Genomic DNA, 18830 nt, shown 5'->3' with positions numbered 1-18830 from the left:
CCCTGCAGAAGTAAAGACGGTGGGACGCAGGGGCAGGGGCTCGAGCGAATGTTATTGCTTCGCCATCTTAGCTAATATCGGTGCAACTTTTCATGGCCGGGGTGTGCGCTGCACCGGCCACCGATTGCATTGATCACGGGCACGGACCGCCACGCGGACCGGCGCGAACAAGATGACAACAACGCACAAGAGAGAGCAGTCCGGCCGGCACTATGACGTCCTCGTGGCCGAGGACAGCCCGACCCAGGCCCAGCAGCTTGCCCGGCTGCTGGCACAGGATCCCGATTGCCGCGTGCGCCTGGCACCCGACGGCGTCGCCGCGCTCGCCGCGGCGCGCGAACAACCACCCGACCTGGTCATCAGCGACATCGCCATGCCGGCCATGGACGGCTACGCGCTGTGCCGCGCCCTCAAGGACGACGCCCGGCTGAGCGCCGTACCCGTCCTGCTGTTCACCCGGCTCACCAGCCTGCAGGACATCGTGCGCAGCCTCGAGGCCGGCGCCGACGGCTTCGTACGCAAGCCCTACGACGGCGCCCAGCTGCGCGAGCGCGTGAACCGCATCCTGCGCGGCCGCGACGCCGGCGCCGCGGCACGGCCGCTGGAAGTGATGGCGGACGAACGGCGCCACATCTACGAGCTGCTCGTGGCCACCCACGACCAGGCCTTGCGCCTGAACACCGAACTGGACACGCAGCGCAAGGACCTGGCGCGCATGGTCGACTCCCTGGCGCTGCTCGGCACGATCGCCGGCGCGCTCAACGAAGCGGCCAGCGAAGCGGACGTGGCCGGGGCAGCGCTCGACCATCTGCTGCGCATGCCGGCGCTCGCGGGCGCCGCGATCAGCACCGTCGCGCCCGACGGCGCCTGGTGCCTGCTGGCGCAGCGCGGCGCCGCGCCCGATGCCGGTGCCGGTGCCTGCCTGTGCGCGCAGGGCGGCGCGCTCGATGACCCGGCGTCCGTGTGCCTGCCGCTGCTTTCCGGCGAGCGCCGGCTCGGCCTGCTGCATGCGCGTGTCCGGCCGGATGCGTTCGGCGACGACGAACGCAAGCTGCTCGGCGGCGTGGCGCAGCAGGTCGCCCTCGCGCTCGAGCGCGCCCGCCTGTACACGCGCGCCGAGGCGCTCGTCGTCGAACGGACGCAAGCCCTGCGCTCGGAACGCAACCGGTTGTCGGCCGTCGTGGAGACGGCCGGCACGCTCGTGCTGCTGGCGGACCCGGAAGGGCGCATCGTGACGTTCAACCGCGCCTGCGAAGAATCGCTGGGCTGGCGCGCCGACCAAGCCCTGGGCCGGCGCTGCTGGGACGTGGTGCGCGGCGCCGAGGAGCCGGACATCGTGCGCAAGCTGTTCACCGGACTGGCCAGCGATCCGCCGCCGCCGCGGCTGCAGGGCGAATGGCGCACGCCGGACGGGCGCACGCGCAGCATCGTCTGGACCCACACGCTGCTGCGGCGCGAGGACGGCGGCGTGGAATTCGTCCTCGCCACCGGCATCGATGTCACCGAACTGCGCGGCGCCGAGCAACGCTTGCACTACGCCAGCAACTACGACGCCGTCACGGGCCTGCCGAACCGCGACCTGCTGCGCGAGCGCCTGCGCCGGATGAAGGCGCGGGCCAGGAGCGACGGCCGCATGCTCGGCTTCATGCTGCTGCGCTTCGGGCGCATGGCGCTGATCCGCGAAGCCCTCGGCCCGGGCGCCGAACTGGCCTTGCTGCAGGAAGCGGCGGTGCGCCTGCGCGACGTCGGCGCGCATGAATTCGTGGCGCGCTTTTCCGAAGGCGCGTTCGCGCTGGTGCTGGCGGGCGCGGACGCCGAGGAACTCGCGGCCGGCGCGCGCCGCGTACTGGCCGCGCTCAGCGCGCCGTATGCGTACGAGCACGAGGAATTCCACCTCGATCCGAGCATCGGCATCGCCATCTACCCGAACGACGGCGTCGCCTACGAAACGCTGGCCAAAGGCGCGGAAACGGCGCTGCGCCAGGCGGCGGACGGCGTCGGCCAGCGCTACGCCTTCTACCGCCCGGAACTGAACCAGGACGCCAACGACCGCTTCAAGCTGGAAAACGGGCTGCGCCGCGCCATCGAACGGGGCGAGCTCGAACTGCATTACCAGCCGCAGATCGCGGTGGCCGGCGGCGCCATCGCCAGCGCCGAGGCGCTGCTGCGCTGGCGCCATCCGGAGCGCGGCTTCGTCCCGCCGGCGACGTTCATTCCGCTGGCCGAGGAGACGGGGCTGATCCTGGAGATCGGCGAGTGGGTGCTGCACCAGGTGTGCCGCCAGCTCGACACGTGGCGCCGCGCGGGCCTGCCCGTCGTGCCGGTGGCCGTGAACCTGTCGGCGCACCAGTTCACGGAACGGATCCTCGGCACCGTACGGCGCGTGCTGGACGACTGCGGCCTGGCGCCGGGCCTGCTGGAACTGGAGCTGACGGAAAGCGCGTCGATGGCCGACGCCGGCAAGAGCTTCGCGCTGCTGGCCCAGTTGAAGGGATTGGGCATCCGCCTCGCCATCGACGATTTCGGCACCGGCTATTCGAACCTCAACTACCTCAAACGCTTCCCGGTCGACCGCCTCAAGCTGGACCGCTCGTTCGTGCACGAGCTGGAGACGGACCCCGACGACCTCGCGATCGCGCGGGCCGTCATCGCGATGGCCCACGGCCTGCGGCTGTCGGTGGTGGCGGAGGGGGTGGAGACGGCCGGCCAGCTGCAATTGCTGGCGGACCTCGGATGCGATCTCGTGCAGGGCTGGCTGTTCAGCCCCGCCGTGCCGGCGGAGGAATTCGCGGCGATGCTGACGGCCGGGCCGGCGCCGCGCGCCGCGGCGGCCGCCGCGCCGGCTCAGGCGCCGATGTAGACGATCTTGAAGGCGAACAGGGCGGCGATCACCCAGATCACCGGCTTGACCTCGCGCGCGCGGCCCGTCGTCAGCTTCAGCAGGGCGTAGGTAATGAAGCCGAAGGCGATGCCTTCCGCGATCGAATACGTGAACGGGATCACGAGGGCCGTGATCGCGGCCGGCACGGCTTCCGTCGTGTCGTTCCAGTCGATGTCGCCGAGGTCGCGCAGCATCAGGCAGGCGACGAACAGCAGGGCGGGCGCCGTCGCGTAGGCGGGCACCACGCCGGCCAGCGGCGCGATGAACAGGCAGGCGAGGAACATGACGGCCACCGTCAGCGCCGTCAGGCCCGTGCGGCCGCCGGCCTGCACGCCCGCGGCGCTCTCGATATAGGCCGTGGTGCTCGACGTGCCGAGCATGGAGCCGGCGACGATGGCCGCGCTGTCGGCCAGCAGCGCCTTGTTCAGGCGCTCCATCTTGCCTTCGACGAGCAGGCCAGCGCGGCTGGCGACGCCCATCAGCGTGCCGGTCGCATCGAACAGCTCGACGAGGAAGAACACGAGCACCACGTTGATGATGCCGACGCCCAGCGCGCCCTTGACGTCCAGGCGCATCAGGGTCGGCGCGATCGACGGCGGGGCCGAGACGATGCCGTGGAACGTATTCCCGCCGAAGAAGAAGCTGAGGATCGTGACGGCGACGATGCCGATCAGGATCGCGCCGCGCACCTTCAGGCGGTCGAGCGTGACGATCAGCAGGAAGCCGAAGACGGCCATGATGGCCGCGGGCTGGTGCAGGTCGCCGGCCTGCACCAGCGTCGCCGGGCTGGCCACGACGATGCCGGCGCTCTTGAGCGCGATGAGTGCGAGGAACATCCCGAGGCCCACCGTGATCGCCACGCGCAGCGAGCGCGAAATGCCGTTCACGATCAGCGCGCGCAACCCGAACACGGAGACGAGGATGAACAGGCAGCCCGACACGAACACGGCGCCGAGCGCCGCCTGCCAGGGCACCTTCATGCCCAGCACGACGGCGTAGGCGAAATAGGCGTTCAGGCCCATCCCGGGCGCCATCGCGATCGGGTAATTGGCGTACAGGCCCATGACCAGGCTGCCCAGCGCGGCCACGAGGCAGGTGGCGACGAACACCGCGTCCTTGGGCATCCCGGCGTCGCCGAGGATCGTGGGATTGACGAAGATGATGTAGGCCATCGTCAGGAAAGTGGTCAGGCCGGCCAGGATTTCCGTCCTGGCGTCGGTGCCGCTCTGGCGTAGTTTGAATAATTGTTCGAGCATGGTCTCTGGGCTCCGAGGCGTGGTTGCGGACCCGATTATTGTGTATATGCATCACGCGTCCGATGACCGAAGCATAACATCGCGACTTCGCCCGACGAAGCTTTCCCGGCTGCCCGCGCATATTCAGAACAAAAGTTCTTGCGTACGTAATATATTAGGCATACCATCCTGATATATCAGATCAGCTACCCAAGGAGCTACACGACATGACCGCCTTCATGGACCAGGATTTCCTCCTCACGACCGACGTCGCCCGCAAGCTGTACCGCGAAGTCGCCGCCGATTTGCCGGTGATCGACTACCATTCGCACCTGCAGCAGGGCGAGATCGCCGAGCGCAAGAAGTTCCGCAACATCGCCGAACTGTGGCTCGGCGGCGACCACTACAAATGGCGCTTGATGCGCACGGCCGGCGTGCCGGAGGAATACTGCACGGGCGACCGCTCGGACAAGGAGAAATTCCTGGCCTTCTGCAAGGTGCTGCCGCTCGCGATCGGCAACCCGATCTACCACTGGAGCCACCTGGAGCTGCGCCGTATCTTCGGCATCGACCTGGTCATCAACGAGAAGAACGCGGACGCGATCTGGGAACAGGCCAACGCCAAGCTGGCCACGATGGACACGTGGACGTTCCTGGAACAGGCGAAGGTGGAAATCGCCTGCACGACGGACGACCCGGCCGACGACCTGCTGCAGCACGCCGAGATCGCCCGGTCGGCGCTCAAGACGCGCGTGCTGCCGGCCTACCGTCCGGACAAGGCCATGCGCATCAATAATCCCGGCTACGTCGAGTACGTCGCGCGCCTGGCCGACGTCGCCGGCGTGAAGATCGATTCGTTCGCCTCGCTCATCGCCGCGCTGGCGAACCGCGTCGAATACTTCCACGCGCGCGGCGGCCGCATTTCCGACCACGCCATCGACATCCCGCTGCCGGCCGTCGCCGCGACGGCGCAGGAGCTGGACGGCCTGTTCGCCAGGCGCATGAAGGGCGAGCTGCTGGGCGACCTCGAACAGGCGCAGTACCTGCGCGGCCTGCTGGAAGCGATCGGCGCCGTGTACGCGAAATTCGACTGGACGATGTGCTTCCACATCGGCGCCATGCGCAACAATAATCAGCGTATGCTGGAGACGCTGGGGCCGGACACCGGTTTCGACTCGATCTCCGACATGACGACCAGTAACGGCCTGGTCGCGCTGCTGTCGGCGCTCGACGCCCACAAGCAGCTGCCGAAGACGATGCTGTTCAACCTGAACCCCGCGATGAACGAAGTGCTGTCGACGATGATCGGTAACTTCCAGGACGGCAGCGTCGCCGGCAAGGTGCAGTTCGGCCCGGCCTGGTGGTTCAACGACCACAAGCTCGGCAACCTGAACCAGATCGTCGCTTTCGGCAACCATTCCGTGCTCGGCATCTTCGTGGGCATGGTGACGGATTCGCGCAGCTTCGCGTCGTACCCGCGCCACGACTACTTCCGCCGCCTCGTGTGCCGCCAGCTGGGCGAATGGGTCGCCGCCGGCGAGTATCCGGAAGACTTCGATGCACTCGCCACGATCGTGCGCGGCATCTGCTACGAGAACGCCAAGAACTATTTCAAGCTCTGATTGGGCAACCATGCAAAAAGTAATCTGCATTCACCCGGACGACAGCATGCTGGTCGCCCTGGCCGACCTGGCGCCGGGTGACGTCGTGACGTGGAACGGGGAGAACATCCTCGTGTCGACGCCCGTCAAGACCAAGCACAAGCTGGCGCGCCGCGCCTTCGCCGAGGGCGACCTGCTGTCCATGTACGGCGTCGTCGTGGGCAAGGCCACGCAGGCCATCCGCAAGGGCGAAGCCGTCACGACCGACAACCTCGCCCACTACGCGTCGGAAGTCGAGATCGGGGACAGCAAGCCGTACACCTGGACGCCGCCCGACGTGGCCGACCTCAAGGAAGCGACGTTCGACGGCGTCGTGCGCGCCGACGGCCGCGTGGGCACCGCGAACTACTGGCTGATCTTCCCGCTCGTGTTCTGCGAGAACCGCAACGTCGAGCACCTGCGCAACGCCCTCGAAGGCCCGCTGGGCTATTCCACCAACGACCTCGCGGCGCTCACGTTCCAGCTGCTGGGCGAGGACATGGAAGCGCCGAAGGCGGTGGTCCGTCCGTTCCCGAACGTGGACGGCGTGCGGATCATCACCCACAACGGCGGCTGCGGCGGCACGCGCGCCGATGCGCGCTCGCTGTGCAAGATCCTGTCCGCGTATGCCGACCACCCGAACGTGGCCGGCGTCACCGTGTTCTCGCTGGGCTGCCAGAATGCGCAGATCGGCATGTTCAAGGATGCCCTCGCCAAGCAGAATCCGGACTTCGCCAAGCCCGTGCTGATCTACGAACAGCAGCAGTGGGACAGCGAGGAAAAGATGATGAAGGCGGTCCTGCAGGACACGCTGGCGAACCTGAAGGATGCGAACAAGGTCCAGCGCCAGCCGGTGCCGCTGTCGCACCTGAAGATCGGCGTGAAGTGCGGCGGCTCCGACGGTTTTTCCGGCATCTCCGCCAACCCGGCCATGGGGTATGTGTCGGACATGGTCGTCGCCGTGGGCGGTTCGTCGATCCTCGCCGAGTTCCCGGAACTGTGCGGCGTCGAAGCGAGCCTGATCGAGCGCTGCGTCGAGGACGACGACAAGCGCCGCTTCCTCGGCATGATGCGCGACTTCGAACAGCGCGCGCTGGCCGTCGGCACGCATTTCGCCGACAATCCGAGCCCCGGCAATATCCGCGACGGCCTGATCACGGACGCGATGAAATCGGCCGGCGCCGCGAAAAAGGGCGGCACGTCGCCGATCGTCTCCGTGCTGGACTACGGCGAGCAGACCGACAAGCAGGGCTTGTCCCTGCTGTGCACCCCGGGCGGCGACGTCGAATCCGTGACCGGCATGGTGGCGTCGGGCGCGAACGTCGTGCTGTTCTCGACCGGCCTCGGCACCCCCACCGGCAACCCGATCGTCCCCGTGCTGAAAATCTCCAGCAACAGCCGGGTGGCGACGAAGCTGTCCGACCTGATCGACTACGACTGCGGTCCGATCATCGAAGGCGAGCCGCTGCCCGACGTGGCGAAGGGCCTGTTCGCCATGGTCGTCGACACCGCGGGCGGCAAGTACAAGTGCAAGGCCGACCGCCTGCAGCAGTACGACTTCATTTTCTGGAAACGCGATATTTCCCTGTAAGGCGAGACATATGAACCAACTCCGTCGTCAAGCGCCGTTCGCGCTGCCCGTCAAGATCCTGCAATTCGGCCAGGGCAATTTCATGCGCGGCTTCTTCGACTGGCAGGTCGACCTCCTGAACGAACGTACGGGCCTGAACGCGGGTGTCGTCGTCGTGCGGCCGCGCGGCGGCTCCGCGACGCCGCTGCTGGACGTGCAGGACGGCCTGTTCACCGTCCTCGTGCGCGGCCTCGACGAAGCCGGCCTGCCGGTCAAGCAATACCGCAAGGTCGAATGCGTGCAGCGCGAAATCGACCCGGCCACGATGTATGGCGACTATCTCGCGCTGGCCGCGAATCCGGACCTGCGCTTCGTCGTCTCGAACACGACGGAGGCGGGCATCACCGTCAACGACACCGACCGCGTCGACGACGCGCCGCCCGTGACGTTCCCGGCCAAGCTCACGCAACTGCTGTTCAAGCGCTTCAGCGCATTCGCCGGCGCCCAGGACAAGGGCCTCGTGCTGCTGCCCTGCGAACTGATCGACAAGAACGGCGCCGCGCTCAAGGACGCCGTGCTGCACTATGCGCGCCTGTGGCGGCTGCCGGCCGGCTTCGCGGCGTGGATCGGCGACGCCTGCACGTTCTGCAATACACTCGTCGACCGCATCGTGACCGGTTATCCGGCCGCCGACGCCGAGCAGATCGGGCGCGAACTCGGTTACGCCGACCCGTTCCTCGTGGCGGCTGAATACTACTACCTGTTCGTGATCCAGGGCCCGGCGACGGTCGCCGAGGAACTGAAGCTGGCCGGCAGCGGCTTGAACGTCAAGCTCGTCGACGACATCACGCCCTACAAGAAGCGCAAGGTGGGCATCCTGAACGGCGGCCATACGACGCTCGTGCCGGTCGCGCTGCTGGCCGGCCTGGAAGCCGTCGGTCCGGCCGTCGACGACGCGCAGGTGGGCAGCTTCCTGCGTGCCGCCATCGATGAAGAAATCATCCCGGCGCTGGAGATGGACCGTGCGGAACTGGAGGCGTTCGCCGCCGACGTGCTGCGCCGCTTCCGCAACCCGGCCATCCACCACCGCCTCGCGTCGATCGCGCTGAACAGCTGGAGCAAGTTCGCCGCGCGCGTGATGCCGCAACTGCTGCGCTACGCCGACCTGCACGACGGCCGCCTGCCGCGCCGCCTCGTGCTGGCCATGGCCGCGACGATGGTGCTGTACCGCGGCGGCGTCATCGACCTCGCCGACGACGCCGCCACGCTGGCATGGTTCCGCGCCGGCTGGGACAAGGTGGCGGCCGGCGCATGGACGCTGGACGACCTGGCACGCGGCTGGCTCGGCCACGCCGCGCTGTGGGGCCGCGACCTGAACGAGGTGCCGGGCCTGGCCGCGCAACTGGCGGCGAACCTGCGCGCCATCGAGCAGCAGGGCATCCGCACGCTGCTGCCGTAAAAAAAACCGTCGTCCCCGCGCAGGCGGGGACCCAAGTCTTGCGGCAATAGCCGAGAAATCAGGTTCCTGCCTGCGCAGGAACGACGAATTTCGCGGCAATCGCCGAAAACCGGGCTCCTGCCCGCGCGGGAACGACGAGTTATTTCATTCATTTTTCAGAGGCCGCCGGCGCATCCGCGCCCAACGGTCCGGGGTTCTTGCGCGCCGAAACCGGCGCCGGAGGAGGCATCATGAACAAACTGAAAGGCATGCGCTGGTGGATGGTGGGGCTGGTCACGCTCGGCCTGATCGTCAACTACCTGGCGCGCAACACGCTGTCCGTCGCGGCGCCGACGATGATGGCCGACCTGCACATCGACACGAAGCAGTACTCGTACATCGTCGTCGCGTGGCAGGTCTGCTATGCCGTCATGCAGCCGGTCGCCGGTTTCGTGCTGGACGCGATCGGCACCAAGATCGGTTTCGCCATGTTCGCGTTCGCGTGGTCGCTGGCCTGCGCCTGCGCCGCGCTGGCGTCCGGCTGGCAGAGCATGGCGTTCTTCCGCGGCCTGCTCGGGCTGACGGAGGCGGCCGGCATCCCGGCCGGCGTCAAGGCGACGACGGAATGGTTCCCGGCCAGGGAGCGTTCGGTCGCCATCGGCTGGTTCAACATCGGCTCGTCGATCGGCGCCCTATGCGCACCGCCGCTCGTCGTGTGGGCGATCCTGCACGCGGGATGGCAATGGGCGTTCGTCATCGTCGGCGTGCTGGGCGCCGCCTGGACCGTGCTGTGGATGGTGTTCTACAAGCACCCGCGCGACCAGAAGCTGCTGTCCGATGCGGAGCGCGACTACATCCTCGCGGGCCAGGAAGCGAAGCACCAGGACAGCGGCGCGAAAGCGTCGTGGCGCGAGATCGTGCGCAACCGGAATTTCTGGTCGATCGCGATCCCGCGCTTCCTGTCCGAGCCGGCCTGGCAGACCTTCAACGCGTGGATCCCGTTGTACATGGCGACGGAACGCCACATGGACCTGAAGGAGATCGCGGCGTTCGCCTGGCTGCCGTTCCTGGCCGCCGACATCGGCTGCGTGCTGGGCGGCTATCTGTCGCCGTTCGTGCACCGGCACTTCAACGTGTCGCTGTTCGGCTCGCGCAAATGGGTCATGGCGTTCGGTTCCCTGTGCATGATCGCCCCGGGCTGCATCGGCCTCGTGGCGAGTCCGTACACGGCGATCTTCCTGCTCTGCATCGGCGGCTTCGCCCACCAGACCTTGTCCGGCGCGCTGTACGCGATCACCTCCGACGTCTTCGGCAAACACGAGGTGGCGACCGCCACCGGCCTGGCCGGCATGTCCGGCTACCTGGGCGCGACCTTGTTCACGCTGGTGTTCGGCGTCGTGGTCACGCGCGTGGGCTACAGCCCGATGTTCGTCGTGCTGGCCGTGTTCGACGTGCTGGCGGCGATCGTCGTCTGGACCCTGGTGCGCGACGGCGGCCCGCGCGCGCCTTCGACGACGGCTGCGCCGGCCATCGCCGAGCCCCGGTAATCTCTCTGCGGTACACTCTCCGGCCCCGACAACCACATGAACGAGCGACAAGGATTAACGATGGCAGCACACACCGTCTACGCGATCGGCGAATGCATGATCGAACTGCAGCGCAGCGGCGAAGGAGCTGGCGGCACGATGGATTACCGCTTCGGCGGCGACACCCTGAACACGGCCGTGTACATGGCGCGCCTGCTCGATCCGGCCGTCGCCAACGTCGCGTACGTGACGGGCCTGGGCGTGGACGGCATGTCCGCCGAGATGCTGGCCGCGTGGGAGCGCGAAGGGATCGACACCGCGTGCGTGCAGCGCCTGCCCGACCGCCTGCCGGGCATCTACATGATCGAGACCGATCCCGACGGCGAACGCCGCTTCCACTACTGGCGCCGCGATTCCGCCGCGCGCCACTGGCTGCACGCGCCGGACGCGGGCAGGGTGCTCGTCCAGCTGGCGCGTGCGCGCATGGTCTATTTGTCGGGCATCAGCCTGGCGATCCTGGCGCCGGCCGACCGCGAACTGCTGATCGCGGCGCTGGCCCAGTGCCGCGCGGCCGGCGGCAGCGTCGTGTTCGACAATAACTACCGGGCGCGCCTGTGGGAAGACGCCGCGACGGCGCGCGACGTCTACGACCGCGTGCTGGCCCATGCGGACATCGCGCTGCTCACGCTGGACGACGAGGTGGCGCTGCACGGCGCGACCGACGCGCACGGCGTCGTCGAGCGCACGCGCGCGCTGGGCGTGGGCGAAATCGTCGTCAAGTGCGGCGGCGCGCCGTGCGTCGTGTGGCATGACGGCTGGACGTACGCGGTCGCGCCCGAACCCGTGCGGGACGTGATCGACACGACGGCCGCCGGCGATTCGTTCGGCGCCGGCTACATGGCGGCGCGCCTGTCCGGCCACGGACCGGAAGCCGCCGCCCGCGCCGGCCACCGCCTGGCCGGGACCGTGATCCGCCACCGCGGCGCGATCATCCCGCGCGCCGCCATGCCGGCAACCGAATAGCGCGACTGGACGCCCGAGTTTCGCTACACTTCCGACCATGAACATCCTGACCCCACCTTCCGACGTGGTCGAGGCCGAAAACGGCTTGAGCGCGTCGCGCCGCGTCTACCTGTGCCTGCGCCGGCGCATCGTCGAAATGACCATGCTGCCGGGCGCGCGCGTCGTCGAGCGCGACATCGCCGAGGAGTTCGGCACGAGCCGCACCCCCGTGCACGAGGCCGTGCAGCGCCTGGCCGACGAGGGCCTGATCGAGATCGTGCCGCGCTCGGGCACGTTCGTCGCCCGCATCCCGCTCGACGCGCTGGATGAGGCCAACCTCGTGCGCCACGCGCTCGAGACGGCGATCATCGAGAAGGCGGCGGAACGTGTCGGCCCCGACGACGCGGCCCGCCTGCGCGCGATCCTGGGCGAGCAGGAGGCCGCCATCACGGCCAACGACTTCGGCACGTTCCACCGCACGGACGAGCGCTTCCACGCGCTGCTGGCCGAGCTGTCCGGCTATCCGGGCGTATGGCCGATCATCCAGCAGGCCAAGACGCAGATGGACCGCTACCGCCAGCTCACGCTGCCGCTGGAAGGCCGCATGGCCGGCGTGCTGGAAGAGCACCGCGCCGTCGTCGAGGCCATCGAGGCGCGCGATCCGGCACGGGCCGTCGCCGCCATGCGCGAACATCTGGACCACGTGATGCCGGTGCTGGAAATCACCCGCAAGCTGCGGCCGGAGTTCTTCACGACCCACCTCGACACCCGTCCCGCGCGCTGAGCGGGCGTCCCGATGGCGCGCCCGGCCTGGGTTCCGCGCGACCGATTTGCTACCATGGTGACTTGTTCACTAAAATGAAGTCAGCCATGCCCAATAACAAGCGCCCGGCCAAGGGCCAGTCGGCCCAGCCCAACCGCAAACCCGCCGCCAAGCCGGTGGAAGCGGATCCCGACGAGCTGGCCCAGAACCTCGTCGACCTGGCGCTCGAGATCGCCGAGCGCGAGTCCGCCGACGCCTCGACGCTCGACGCGCGCAGGCAAGACCTCACGGTATTGATCCGGCGGCTGCTGCGGCGCAAGCAGGACGACGTGCTGCACGGCGCCATCGAGGTGGCGCGCTACACGGATGCCGACTGCTGCCGCCTGCTGCGCGACCGCGTGGAAGAGGAGGCCGCCACGCTGCACCTGCGCGGCGAGAGCAAGGATGGGATCGAAGCCGGCGAACTCGAGATCGACGCCTTCATGATTCCGCTGTTCGTGCACAGCACGGGCGGCATCGACCAGGCCGCCGTGTTCCGCGACGATGCCGATTACGAGGCCCTGATGGACAGCTTCCGCTCGGCCGGCCTGGCCAGCGCGGGCACGCGCATCGTCCTCGTACGCCACCTGTACGACCTGGACGCCGTCGACCGCATCCGCTACAGCGAGCTGCAGGAGATGCTGCGGGAAGCCGCGCAGGCGCTGCGCTCGCGCAAGCTCGTGCCCACGCCCGCCATCGAGGCGAGCATGCGGCCCTGGCCGGCCGGCGACTACGGGCCGGACGAGGAGGCGATGGAATTGCGCTTCCTGCTCGGTTTCGCGCTGAAGGCGGCCGACGATCCGTTCTATCACGTGCCGGCCGACGAGGCGGCGGCGGACGCGTATTTCGAAGGGCGCATGGCCCGCTACCGCATGTGGGCGGGCAGCGTCGCGCCGCTGCTGCAGCGCTGCCTGTCGGTCCACCCGGCGGAAGTGGCGCTGAATTTCCTGTACCAGGACCTGTTCTACGGCGCCAAGGAGCAGGGCGTGGCCGAGCTGGGCATGCTCGCGACGCTGTCCGAAGTCAACCAGCGGCTGGACGAACAGCAGCGCGCGCCGGAGCGCATCAAGGCCGTCGTCGCGCCGGTCGAGACCAACGGCGATCCCGTGCTGCGCATCAACCTGTATCCGCTGGACGGCGGCGCGCCGCTCGCCACCGTCGACAAGCCGCTGGACCTGGCCGCCGACCTGTCGGCCGACCTCGCCGACTTGTGCGACGCGCTCGGCACCGTCGGCCTCGACGGCGTGCTGCTGGCGCGCGGCTTCGACGCCGCCGGCGAGCCGGAAGACGCGGAACCCTATCTTTCGGCCTGAGCCGGTTCGGCCGGCCCGGCCGGCCGGCCGGCGCCTCGCCTGCATCCCCGGCCGCGCCGCCCGGCGCGACCTTCTCCCTCTGAAATGACGTCTTTTCGGGCCCCCGGACCGCCCGGTTTCTCGTCGTTTCGCAAGCGCGAATGATGCGATTTCGTAGTGTTTTTTCCTGCCTCCCCGTAGGAGGGAGCCTACATGGCTGAGCACCGTGCCGAGCTCTCCTAGGGAGACCCGGACCCTGCCGGTACGAGCGGGTTTCTTGATATAAATATTGCAATGCATAAATGAAAAACTTAAGAATTTTGCATGATACGATGCACTGGTCCGGCATCTGATCTGTCGGTGTTTTCCAGAGCATCGAAGCATCAGTGGCTGGCCTTGAATCCAGATCAACTAGAACGCCCCAAGGCGAAAGGAAATCAACATGCCGACCCTGATCGTGTTTTGCCATCTGCGCTGGGACTTCGTCTTCCAGCGCCCCCAGCACCTCATGACTCGCCTGGCGGAACACTACCGAATCCTGTTTGTCGAGGAGCCGGTGTATGACGAGGGCGAGGCGCACCTGAAGAAGACGGCCGTCGCGCCGAACATCACGGTGTGCCAGCCGCATACCGGCATCCAGGCACCCGGCTTCCACGACGACCAGATCCCCACGCTGCAGACGCTGCTGGCCGACCTCGTCCCGGAAGGCGAGCGCCCCGTCGTCTGGTTCTACACGCCGATGGCCCTGCCGCTGCTGCAAGGCTTCGATCCGGCGCTCGTCATCTACGACTGCATGGACGAACTGGCCGCCTTCAAGAATGCCCCGAAACAGCTGCTGCAGCGCGAGAACGCGCTGCTGAACATCGCCGACCTGTGCTTCACCGGCGGCCCGAGCCTGTACCAGTCCAAGCGCGACCGCCACGCCAACGCGCATTGCTTCTCGAGCAGCGTCGACGCCAAACACTTCCAGAAGGCCCTCGACCGCGACGACAGCCATCCCGAGCAGGCGCACCTGGCACGTCCCCGCCTGGGCTTCTACGGCGTGATCGACGAGCGCTTCGACACGGAGCTCATCAAGCAGGTCGCCGCGGCGCGCCCCGGCTGGCAGATCGTGCTCGTCGGCCCCGTCGTCAAGATCGACCCGGCCAACCTGCCGCGCGCGGACAATATCCACTACATGGGACAGCGCACCTATGAACAGCTGCCGCAGTTCCTGGCCGGGTGGGACGTCTGCCTGCTGCCGTTCGCGCTGAACGAGTCGACCAAATTCATCAGCCCGACCAAGGTGCTGGAATACATGGCGGCCGAATTACCGTCCGTCAGCACCCCGATCACGGACGTGAAGGTGCCATACGGCGACGTCGTCGCCATCGCCGACACGCCGGAAAAATTCATCGTGGCCTGCGACCGCATGCTGGCGATGACGGCCGAGCAAAAGACGGCCCTTACGGAGCGCATGCGCGCCATCGTCGCCGGCACGTCGTGGAACCTGACGGCCACCAAGATGCACCAGCTGATCCAGACGACCGCGCCGAGCAACAAGGCGCAGCGCTTCATCGCCCGCGCGGAAGAAGCGGACTTCGACGCCGTCGTCAGCGCCGAGAACGTCAACCCGCTGCCGATCGCGGCGCTGGCGGCGCGCATGACGCCGAAGGACGGCATGGCGAAGGCCGCCGGCTGACCCCGCGGTTGCGGCACGATCGTCGCCGCGGCGTTATGCCGGCAATAACCGGACGGTGATAGTGGGGCGGGGCCGGTTGCGCTATGTTGCAGGACATATAGCGCAACCCGGCCCCGACATGTCCAGAGAAATCATCGACACCCATCTGATCCGCATCCTGCACACCCTGATGGAAGAGGGCAGCGTGTCGCGCACCGCCGACCTGCTGGGGCAGACCCAGCCGGCCATCAGCGTGGCGCTGCGGCGCCTGCGGACGATCACCGGGGATCCCCTGCTGGTGCGCAGCGGTAACCGCATGGTGCCGACCGTGCGCGGCCTGGCGCTCATCGGGCCGGCGAGCCAGGTGCTGCGCGGCGTCGACGACATCCTGCGCCCGGCCGACGGATTCGATCCGCGCGTCGCCGACCAGACGTTCCGGATCGCCTCCCCGGACTATCTCGACGTATTCTTTGTCCCGGCCATCGTCGACCGCCTGCGCCGCCAGGCGCCCAACGCCAGGATCGAGTTCACGCACCTGCTCGCGGGCGGCGGCTACGAACGGGGCCTGGAAAGCGGATTCGTCGACCTCGTGATCGGCAACTGGCACACGCCGCCGGAACACCTGCACCTCCAGCCGCTGTGCGACGACGAACTGGTGTGCCTGATGCGGGACACCCATCCGATCGCGCCCGGCGCCCTCGACACGGCGGCCTTTGCCGCGGCGGACCACCTGACCGTCACGACGCACGGCGGCGCCGGTCCGGGCACGATCGACATGGCGCTGCGCAGCGCCGGGTTGCGGCGCAACGTCGTCGCGACCTTGCCGTATTTTTGCGCCGCGCCGTATGTGCTGGTGAAGTCCGACCTGATCTTCACGACGACGCGCTCGTTCGCACGCCATTACGCCGAGTTCCTGTCGCTGCGCGTGGAACCCTTGCCCACGGCCGCGCCGGCGCTGCGTTACTACCAGCTCTGGCACGACCGCACGCACCGGGCGCCGGCGTCGAAATGGCTCAGGGACCTGGTCGCCCACGCGACCACCGACCAGCTCGGCCTGAGCGCGCACGTGCGGAACAGATCAACGCGCTGATCATTGTTCTGATCAGTAACGATACGTGGATTGTTATCGATACAATCCACGGATGCGAATCCAAACATTCCTCATCACGCTCCTGCTCGCACTCGTGTGCGGCCGCGCGGGCGCGCAAGGCGCGGCAACCTGGATCTGGTATCCGGGCGACTTCGAAATCTGGCTGAGCAACAAGATGCAGGCCCAACGCGTCGAACGCGACGTCGCCTGGCCGCCGTTCTGGCGGCTCTACAGCCACCAGCCACAGGTGAACTTCGCGCGGCAAGTGGATCTCGCCGAGCCGGAAGACATCGCCGTCACCGTCGAGGGGACGTACAACGTCGCCATCGACGGCCGCTTCGTCCACGGCGACCAACGGCATATCGAGGTCCCGGCCGGCAAACACACGCTGAATATCCAGGCCTACAATCCGGCGTCGCCGCCGGCCGTCCTGGTGCAGGGCAAGACCATCCGCTCGGACGCGTCGTGGACGGTCGGGCCGCGGCCCGGCATGCCGGCACCCGGCGGCGCCGTGCATGCGGCCCACTGGAATTTCGACACGGCCGACAACCCGCCGTCGCACTACCGGCTGGCGACGCGCGAGGTGCGCCCCACCGCCGTCACGCGCGGGGACCACGCGATCCTCGTCGACTTCGGTGCGGAAACGACCGGCTTCGTCAAGCTGAAGAACCTCGCCGGCAGCGGCCGCGTGACCCTGTACTACGGCGAATCGCGCGAGGAGGCATTGTCGGAAGCCGGCGCCGAAACGCTCGACACGTTCACGCTGGCTAACCACCGGGGCGACTTCACGGCCCCCACGTCGCGCGCGATGCGCTACGTGAACATCCGCCTCGACCCCGGCCTGCGCGTGGGCGACGTCACGCTCCTGTACGAATACCTGCCCGTCGCGCACCGCGGCAGCTTCCGCAGTTCCGACGATGAACTGAACCGGATCTGGGACGTGGCGCAGCGTACGCTGGAACTGAACACGCGCGAATTCTTCATCGACGGCATCAAGCGCGACCACTGGGTCTGGTCCGGCGACGCCGTGCAGGCGTACCTGATGAACTATTACGCCTTCTTCGACAGCGATACGGTCAAGCGGACGACGTGGGCGCTCAGGGGCGCCGACCCCGTCGACATGCACATCAACACGATCCTCGACTACTCGCTGTACTGGTTCATCGGCATCCGCGACTATTACCAGTACACGGGCGACGACGGGTTCGTGAAGACCATCTATCCGCGCATGGTCTCGCTGATGGATTTCGTGCTGGCGCGGCGCGGCGCCGACGGCATGCTGGCGGGGCAGCCGGGCGACTGGGTCTTCGTCGACTGGGCCGACATGCCGAAGGATGGCGAACTGACCGTCATCCAGCTGCTGTTCGCGCGCAGCCTGGACGCGATGGCCGATTGCGCGGCGCTCGCCCACGACGAGGCGAAGGCCGCCACGTACCGCCGGCTCGCCACCGAACTCAAGGCGAAGATCCGGGCGGCGTTCTGGGACCCGCAGCGGCAGGTCTTCATCCACGGCCGCAAGGACGGCAAGACGAACCCGCTGGTCACGCGTCATCCGAACATGTTCGCGCTGCTGTTCGGCTACCTGGACGACGCGCAGGCGGCCGCCGTCCGGCGTAACGTACTCATGAGCGGCGAGGTGCCGAAGATCACGACGCCGTATATGCGGTTCTACGAACTCGCCGCCCTGGCGGAAAGCGGGCAGCAGGCCTATGTCACGGACCAGATCAAGGATTACTGGGGCGGCATGCTGCGCGCGGGCGCGACGTGTTTCTGGGAACAGTACGATCCGAAGGTCCAGGGCGCCGCGCGCTATGCGATGTACGGCAAGCCCTTCGGCATGAGCCTGTGCCATGCGTGGGGTGCGAGCCCCTTGTACCTGCTTGGCAAGTACTACCTGGGCGTGAAACCGACGCAGCCCGGTTATGCGGCATATGTCGTGGAGCCCAACCTCGGCGGCCTGCGCTGGATCGAAGGGAAGGTGCCGACGCCGCACGGTGACATATCGGTGTTCGCCGACACCCGGCGGATCGAGGTGACCGCCGTCGCCGGCGATGGCGTGCTGCGCTTCACGAGCGCGACGACTCCCCGCAGCAAGGACGGTGCGATTCGCCACGTCGCCGACCGGCGCTACGAAATGACGCTGGAGGGCGGCAAGACCTATGTCGTCGAACGGGCGGATTGACGGCGCCCCCGTTCAGCCGCCGTCCGCTTCCACGATACGGATAGGGCGGGTACCGATCCTCGCCCCCGTCACGGCATCCACGGCGACGGGTTCGATGTCCGTTCCCGCGCCGGCATCCACGAAGCGCGTCAGTGCGCCGCCGCCGCGGTGTCGACGTCCCCATGCGCCGAGCATGAACAGCACCGGCAGGAAATCACGGCCGGCGGGCGTCAGCACATACTCCTCCCGCGGCGGCCGCTCGGAATAGTTGCGCTTTTCCAGTAGTCCCTCATCCGTCAAATCGGTCAGGCGCCGCGTCAGGATGCCCGGCGCGATCCCGAGACTCTTGCGAAACTGGTCGAAACGGGTGAGGCCGGCGTGCGCGTCCCGGAGGATCAATATGCTCCATGCATCCCCCGCAACGGCCAGCGTGCGGGCGATCGGACAAGGGGAATCACAAGAATTCTTGGCATTCATTCGACTTAATTCTCTTTTGGTAGTGACTTGGTTTCATTTTGGAAGTATAGTCAGTA

Annotated in this window: 13 protein-coding genes; 11 read left to right on the top strand and 2 right to left on the bottom strand. The window is 67.6% G+C overall.

What is annotated here, in order from left to right:
• Positions 1-172: 172 nt before the first annotated feature.
• On the top strand, positions 173-2860 hold the full coding sequence (locus U9J41_RS04215; RefSeq protein WP_322400440.1) for a GGDEF/EAL domain-containing response regulator: 2688 nt from the start codon (positions 173-175) through the stop codon (positions 2858-2860).
• Here U9J41_RS04215 and U9J41_RS04210 read toward each other — a convergent pair.
• Complete coding sequence (locus U9J41_RS04210; RefSeq protein ID WP_322400439.1) at positions 2845-4137, bottom strand: NCS2 family permease; 1293 nt, start codon at positions 4135-4137, stop codon at positions 2845-2847. The genes U9J41_RS04215 and U9J41_RS04210 overlap by 16 nt on opposite strands.
• Positions 4138-4343: 206 nt before the next feature.
• On the opposite strand from U9J41_RS04210, the gene uxaC reads away from it, so the two are divergent.
• The 10 genes from uxaC (at position 4344) to U9J41_RS04160 (ending at position 18318) form a co-directional block, all read left to right on the top strand.
• Positions 4344-5738 (top strand): glucuronate isomerase, encoded by a 1395-nt coding sequence (gene uxaC, locus U9J41_RS04205; protein WP_322400438.1) that lies wholly within the window; start codon positions 4344-4346, stop codon positions 5736-5738.
• Between the two features lie 10 nt (positions 5739-5748).
• Positions 5749-7347 (top strand): UxaA family hydrolase, encoded by a 1599-nt coding sequence (locus U9J41_RS04200; RefSeq protein WP_322400437.1) that lies wholly within the window; start codon positions 5749-5751, stop codon positions 7345-7347.
• Positions 7348-7357: 10 nt separating this feature from the next.
• A complete protein-coding gene (locus U9J41_RS04195) occupies positions 7358-8785 on the top strand; it encodes a tagaturonate reductase (RefSeq protein WP_322400436.1) in 1428 nt (475 codons plus the stop codon).
• 230 nt (positions 8786-9015) lie between these two features.
• Positions 9016-10311, top strand: a complete 1296-nt coding sequence (locus U9J41_RS04190) for an MFS transporter (protein WP_322400435.1) — start codon at positions 9016-9018, stop codon at positions 10309-10311.
• Positions 10312-10371: 60 nt separating this feature from the next.
• Positions 10372-11313, top strand: coding sequence for a 2-dehydro-3-deoxygluconokinase (kdgK, locus tag U9J41_RS04185; RefSeq protein ID WP_322400434.1), 942 nt, complete (start codon positions 10372-10374; stop codon positions 11311-11313).
• A gap of 37 nt (positions 11314-11350) precedes the next feature.
• A complete protein-coding gene (locus tag U9J41_RS04180) occupies positions 11351-12076 on the top strand; it encodes a GntR family transcriptional regulator (protein ID WP_322400433.1) in 726 nt (241 codons plus the stop codon).
• Positions 12077-12162: 86 nt separating this feature from the next.
• A complete protein-coding gene (locus tag U9J41_RS04175; RefSeq protein ID WP_322400432.1) occupies positions 12163-13407 on the top strand; it encodes a hypothetical protein in 1245 nt (414 codons plus the stop codon).
• Positions 13408-13828: 421 nt separating this feature from the next.
• On the top strand, positions 13829-15067 hold the full coding sequence (locus U9J41_RS04170; protein WP_322400431.1) for a glycosyltransferase: 1239 nt from the start codon (positions 13829-13831) through the stop codon (positions 15065-15067).
• Positions 15068-15185: 118 nt separating this feature from the next.
• On the top strand, positions 15186-16136 hold the full coding sequence (locus U9J41_RS04165) for a LysR family transcriptional regulator (RefSeq protein WP_322400430.1): 951 nt from the start codon (positions 15186-15188) through the stop codon (positions 16134-16136).
• Positions 16137-16188: 52 nt separating this feature from the next.
• A complete protein-coding gene (locus U9J41_RS04160; protein WP_322400429.1) occupies positions 16189-18318 on the top strand; it encodes an alpha-L-rhamnosidase-related protein in 2130 nt (709 codons plus the stop codon).
• A 12-nt stretch (positions 18319-18330) separates the two neighbouring features.
• Here U9J41_RS04160 and U9J41_RS04155 read toward each other — a convergent pair whose 3' ends face one another.
• A complete protein-coding gene (locus U9J41_RS04155; protein ID WP_322400428.1) occupies positions 18331-18774 on the bottom strand; it encodes a winged helix-turn-helix transcriptional regulator in 444 nt (147 codons plus the stop codon).
• Positions 18775-18830 lie beyond the last annotated feature (56 nt).

Source organism: Massilia luteola, assembly GCF_034420155.1.
In the GTDB taxonomy this organism is placed as follows: domain Bacteria; phylum Pseudomonadota; class Gammaproteobacteria; order Burkholderiales; family Burkholderiaceae_D; genus Telluria; species Telluria luteola.
The sequence above is the reverse complement of the archived record's forward strand: the minus strand, read 5'-3'. Positions and strand labels throughout refer to the sequence as shown.

Excerpts from the sequence above, each read along its gene's own strand:
- U9J41_RS04215 (WP_322400440.1), top strand. The coding sequence starts at position 173 with ATGACAACAACGCACAAGAGAGAGCAGTCCGGCCGGCACTATGACGTC.
- U9J41_RS04210 (WP_322400439.1), bottom strand. The coding sequence starts at position 4,137 with ATGCTCGAACAATTATTCAAACTACGCCAGAGCGGCACCGACGCCAGG.
- uxaC (WP_322400438.1), top strand. The coding sequence starts at position 4,344 with ATGACCGCCTTCATGGACCAGGATTTCCTCCTCACGACCGACGTCGCC.
- U9J41_RS04200 (WP_322400437.1), top strand. The coding sequence starts at position 5,749 with ATGCAAAAAGTAATCTGCATTCACCCGGACGACAGCATGCTGGTCGCC.
- U9J41_RS04195 (WP_322400436.1), top strand. The coding sequence starts at position 7,358 with ATGAACCAACTCCGTCGTCAAGCGCCGTTCGCGCTGCCCGTCAAGATC.
- U9J41_RS04190 (WP_322400435.1), top strand. The coding sequence starts at position 9,016 with ATGAACAAACTGAAAGGCATGCGCTGGTGGATGGTGGGGCTGGTCACG.
- kdgK (WP_322400434.1), top strand. The coding sequence starts at position 10,372 with ATGGCAGCACACACCGTCTACGCGATCGGCGAATGCATGATCGAACTG.
- U9J41_RS04180 (WP_322400433.1), top strand. The coding sequence starts at position 11,351 with ATGAACATCCTGACCCCACCTTCCGACGTGGTCGAGGCCGAAAACGGC.
- U9J41_RS04175 (WP_322400432.1), top strand. The coding sequence starts at position 12,163 with ATGCCCAATAACAAGCGCCCGGCCAAGGGCCAGTCGGCCCAGCCCAAC.
- U9J41_RS04170 (WP_322400431.1), top strand. The coding sequence starts at position 13,829 with ATGCCGACCCTGATCGTGTTTTGCCATCTGCGCTGGGACTTCGTCTTC.
- U9J41_RS04165 (WP_322400430.1), top strand. The coding sequence starts at position 15,186 with ATGTCCAGAGAAATCATCGACACCCATCTGATCCGCATCCTGCACACC.
- U9J41_RS04160 (WP_322400429.1), top strand. The coding sequence starts at position 16,189 with ATGCGAATCCAAACATTCCTCATCACGCTCCTGCTCGCACTCGTGTGC.
- U9J41_RS04155 (WP_322400428.1), bottom strand. The coding sequence starts at position 18,774 with ATGAATGCCAAGAATTCTTGTGATTCCCCTTGTCCGATCGCCCGCACG.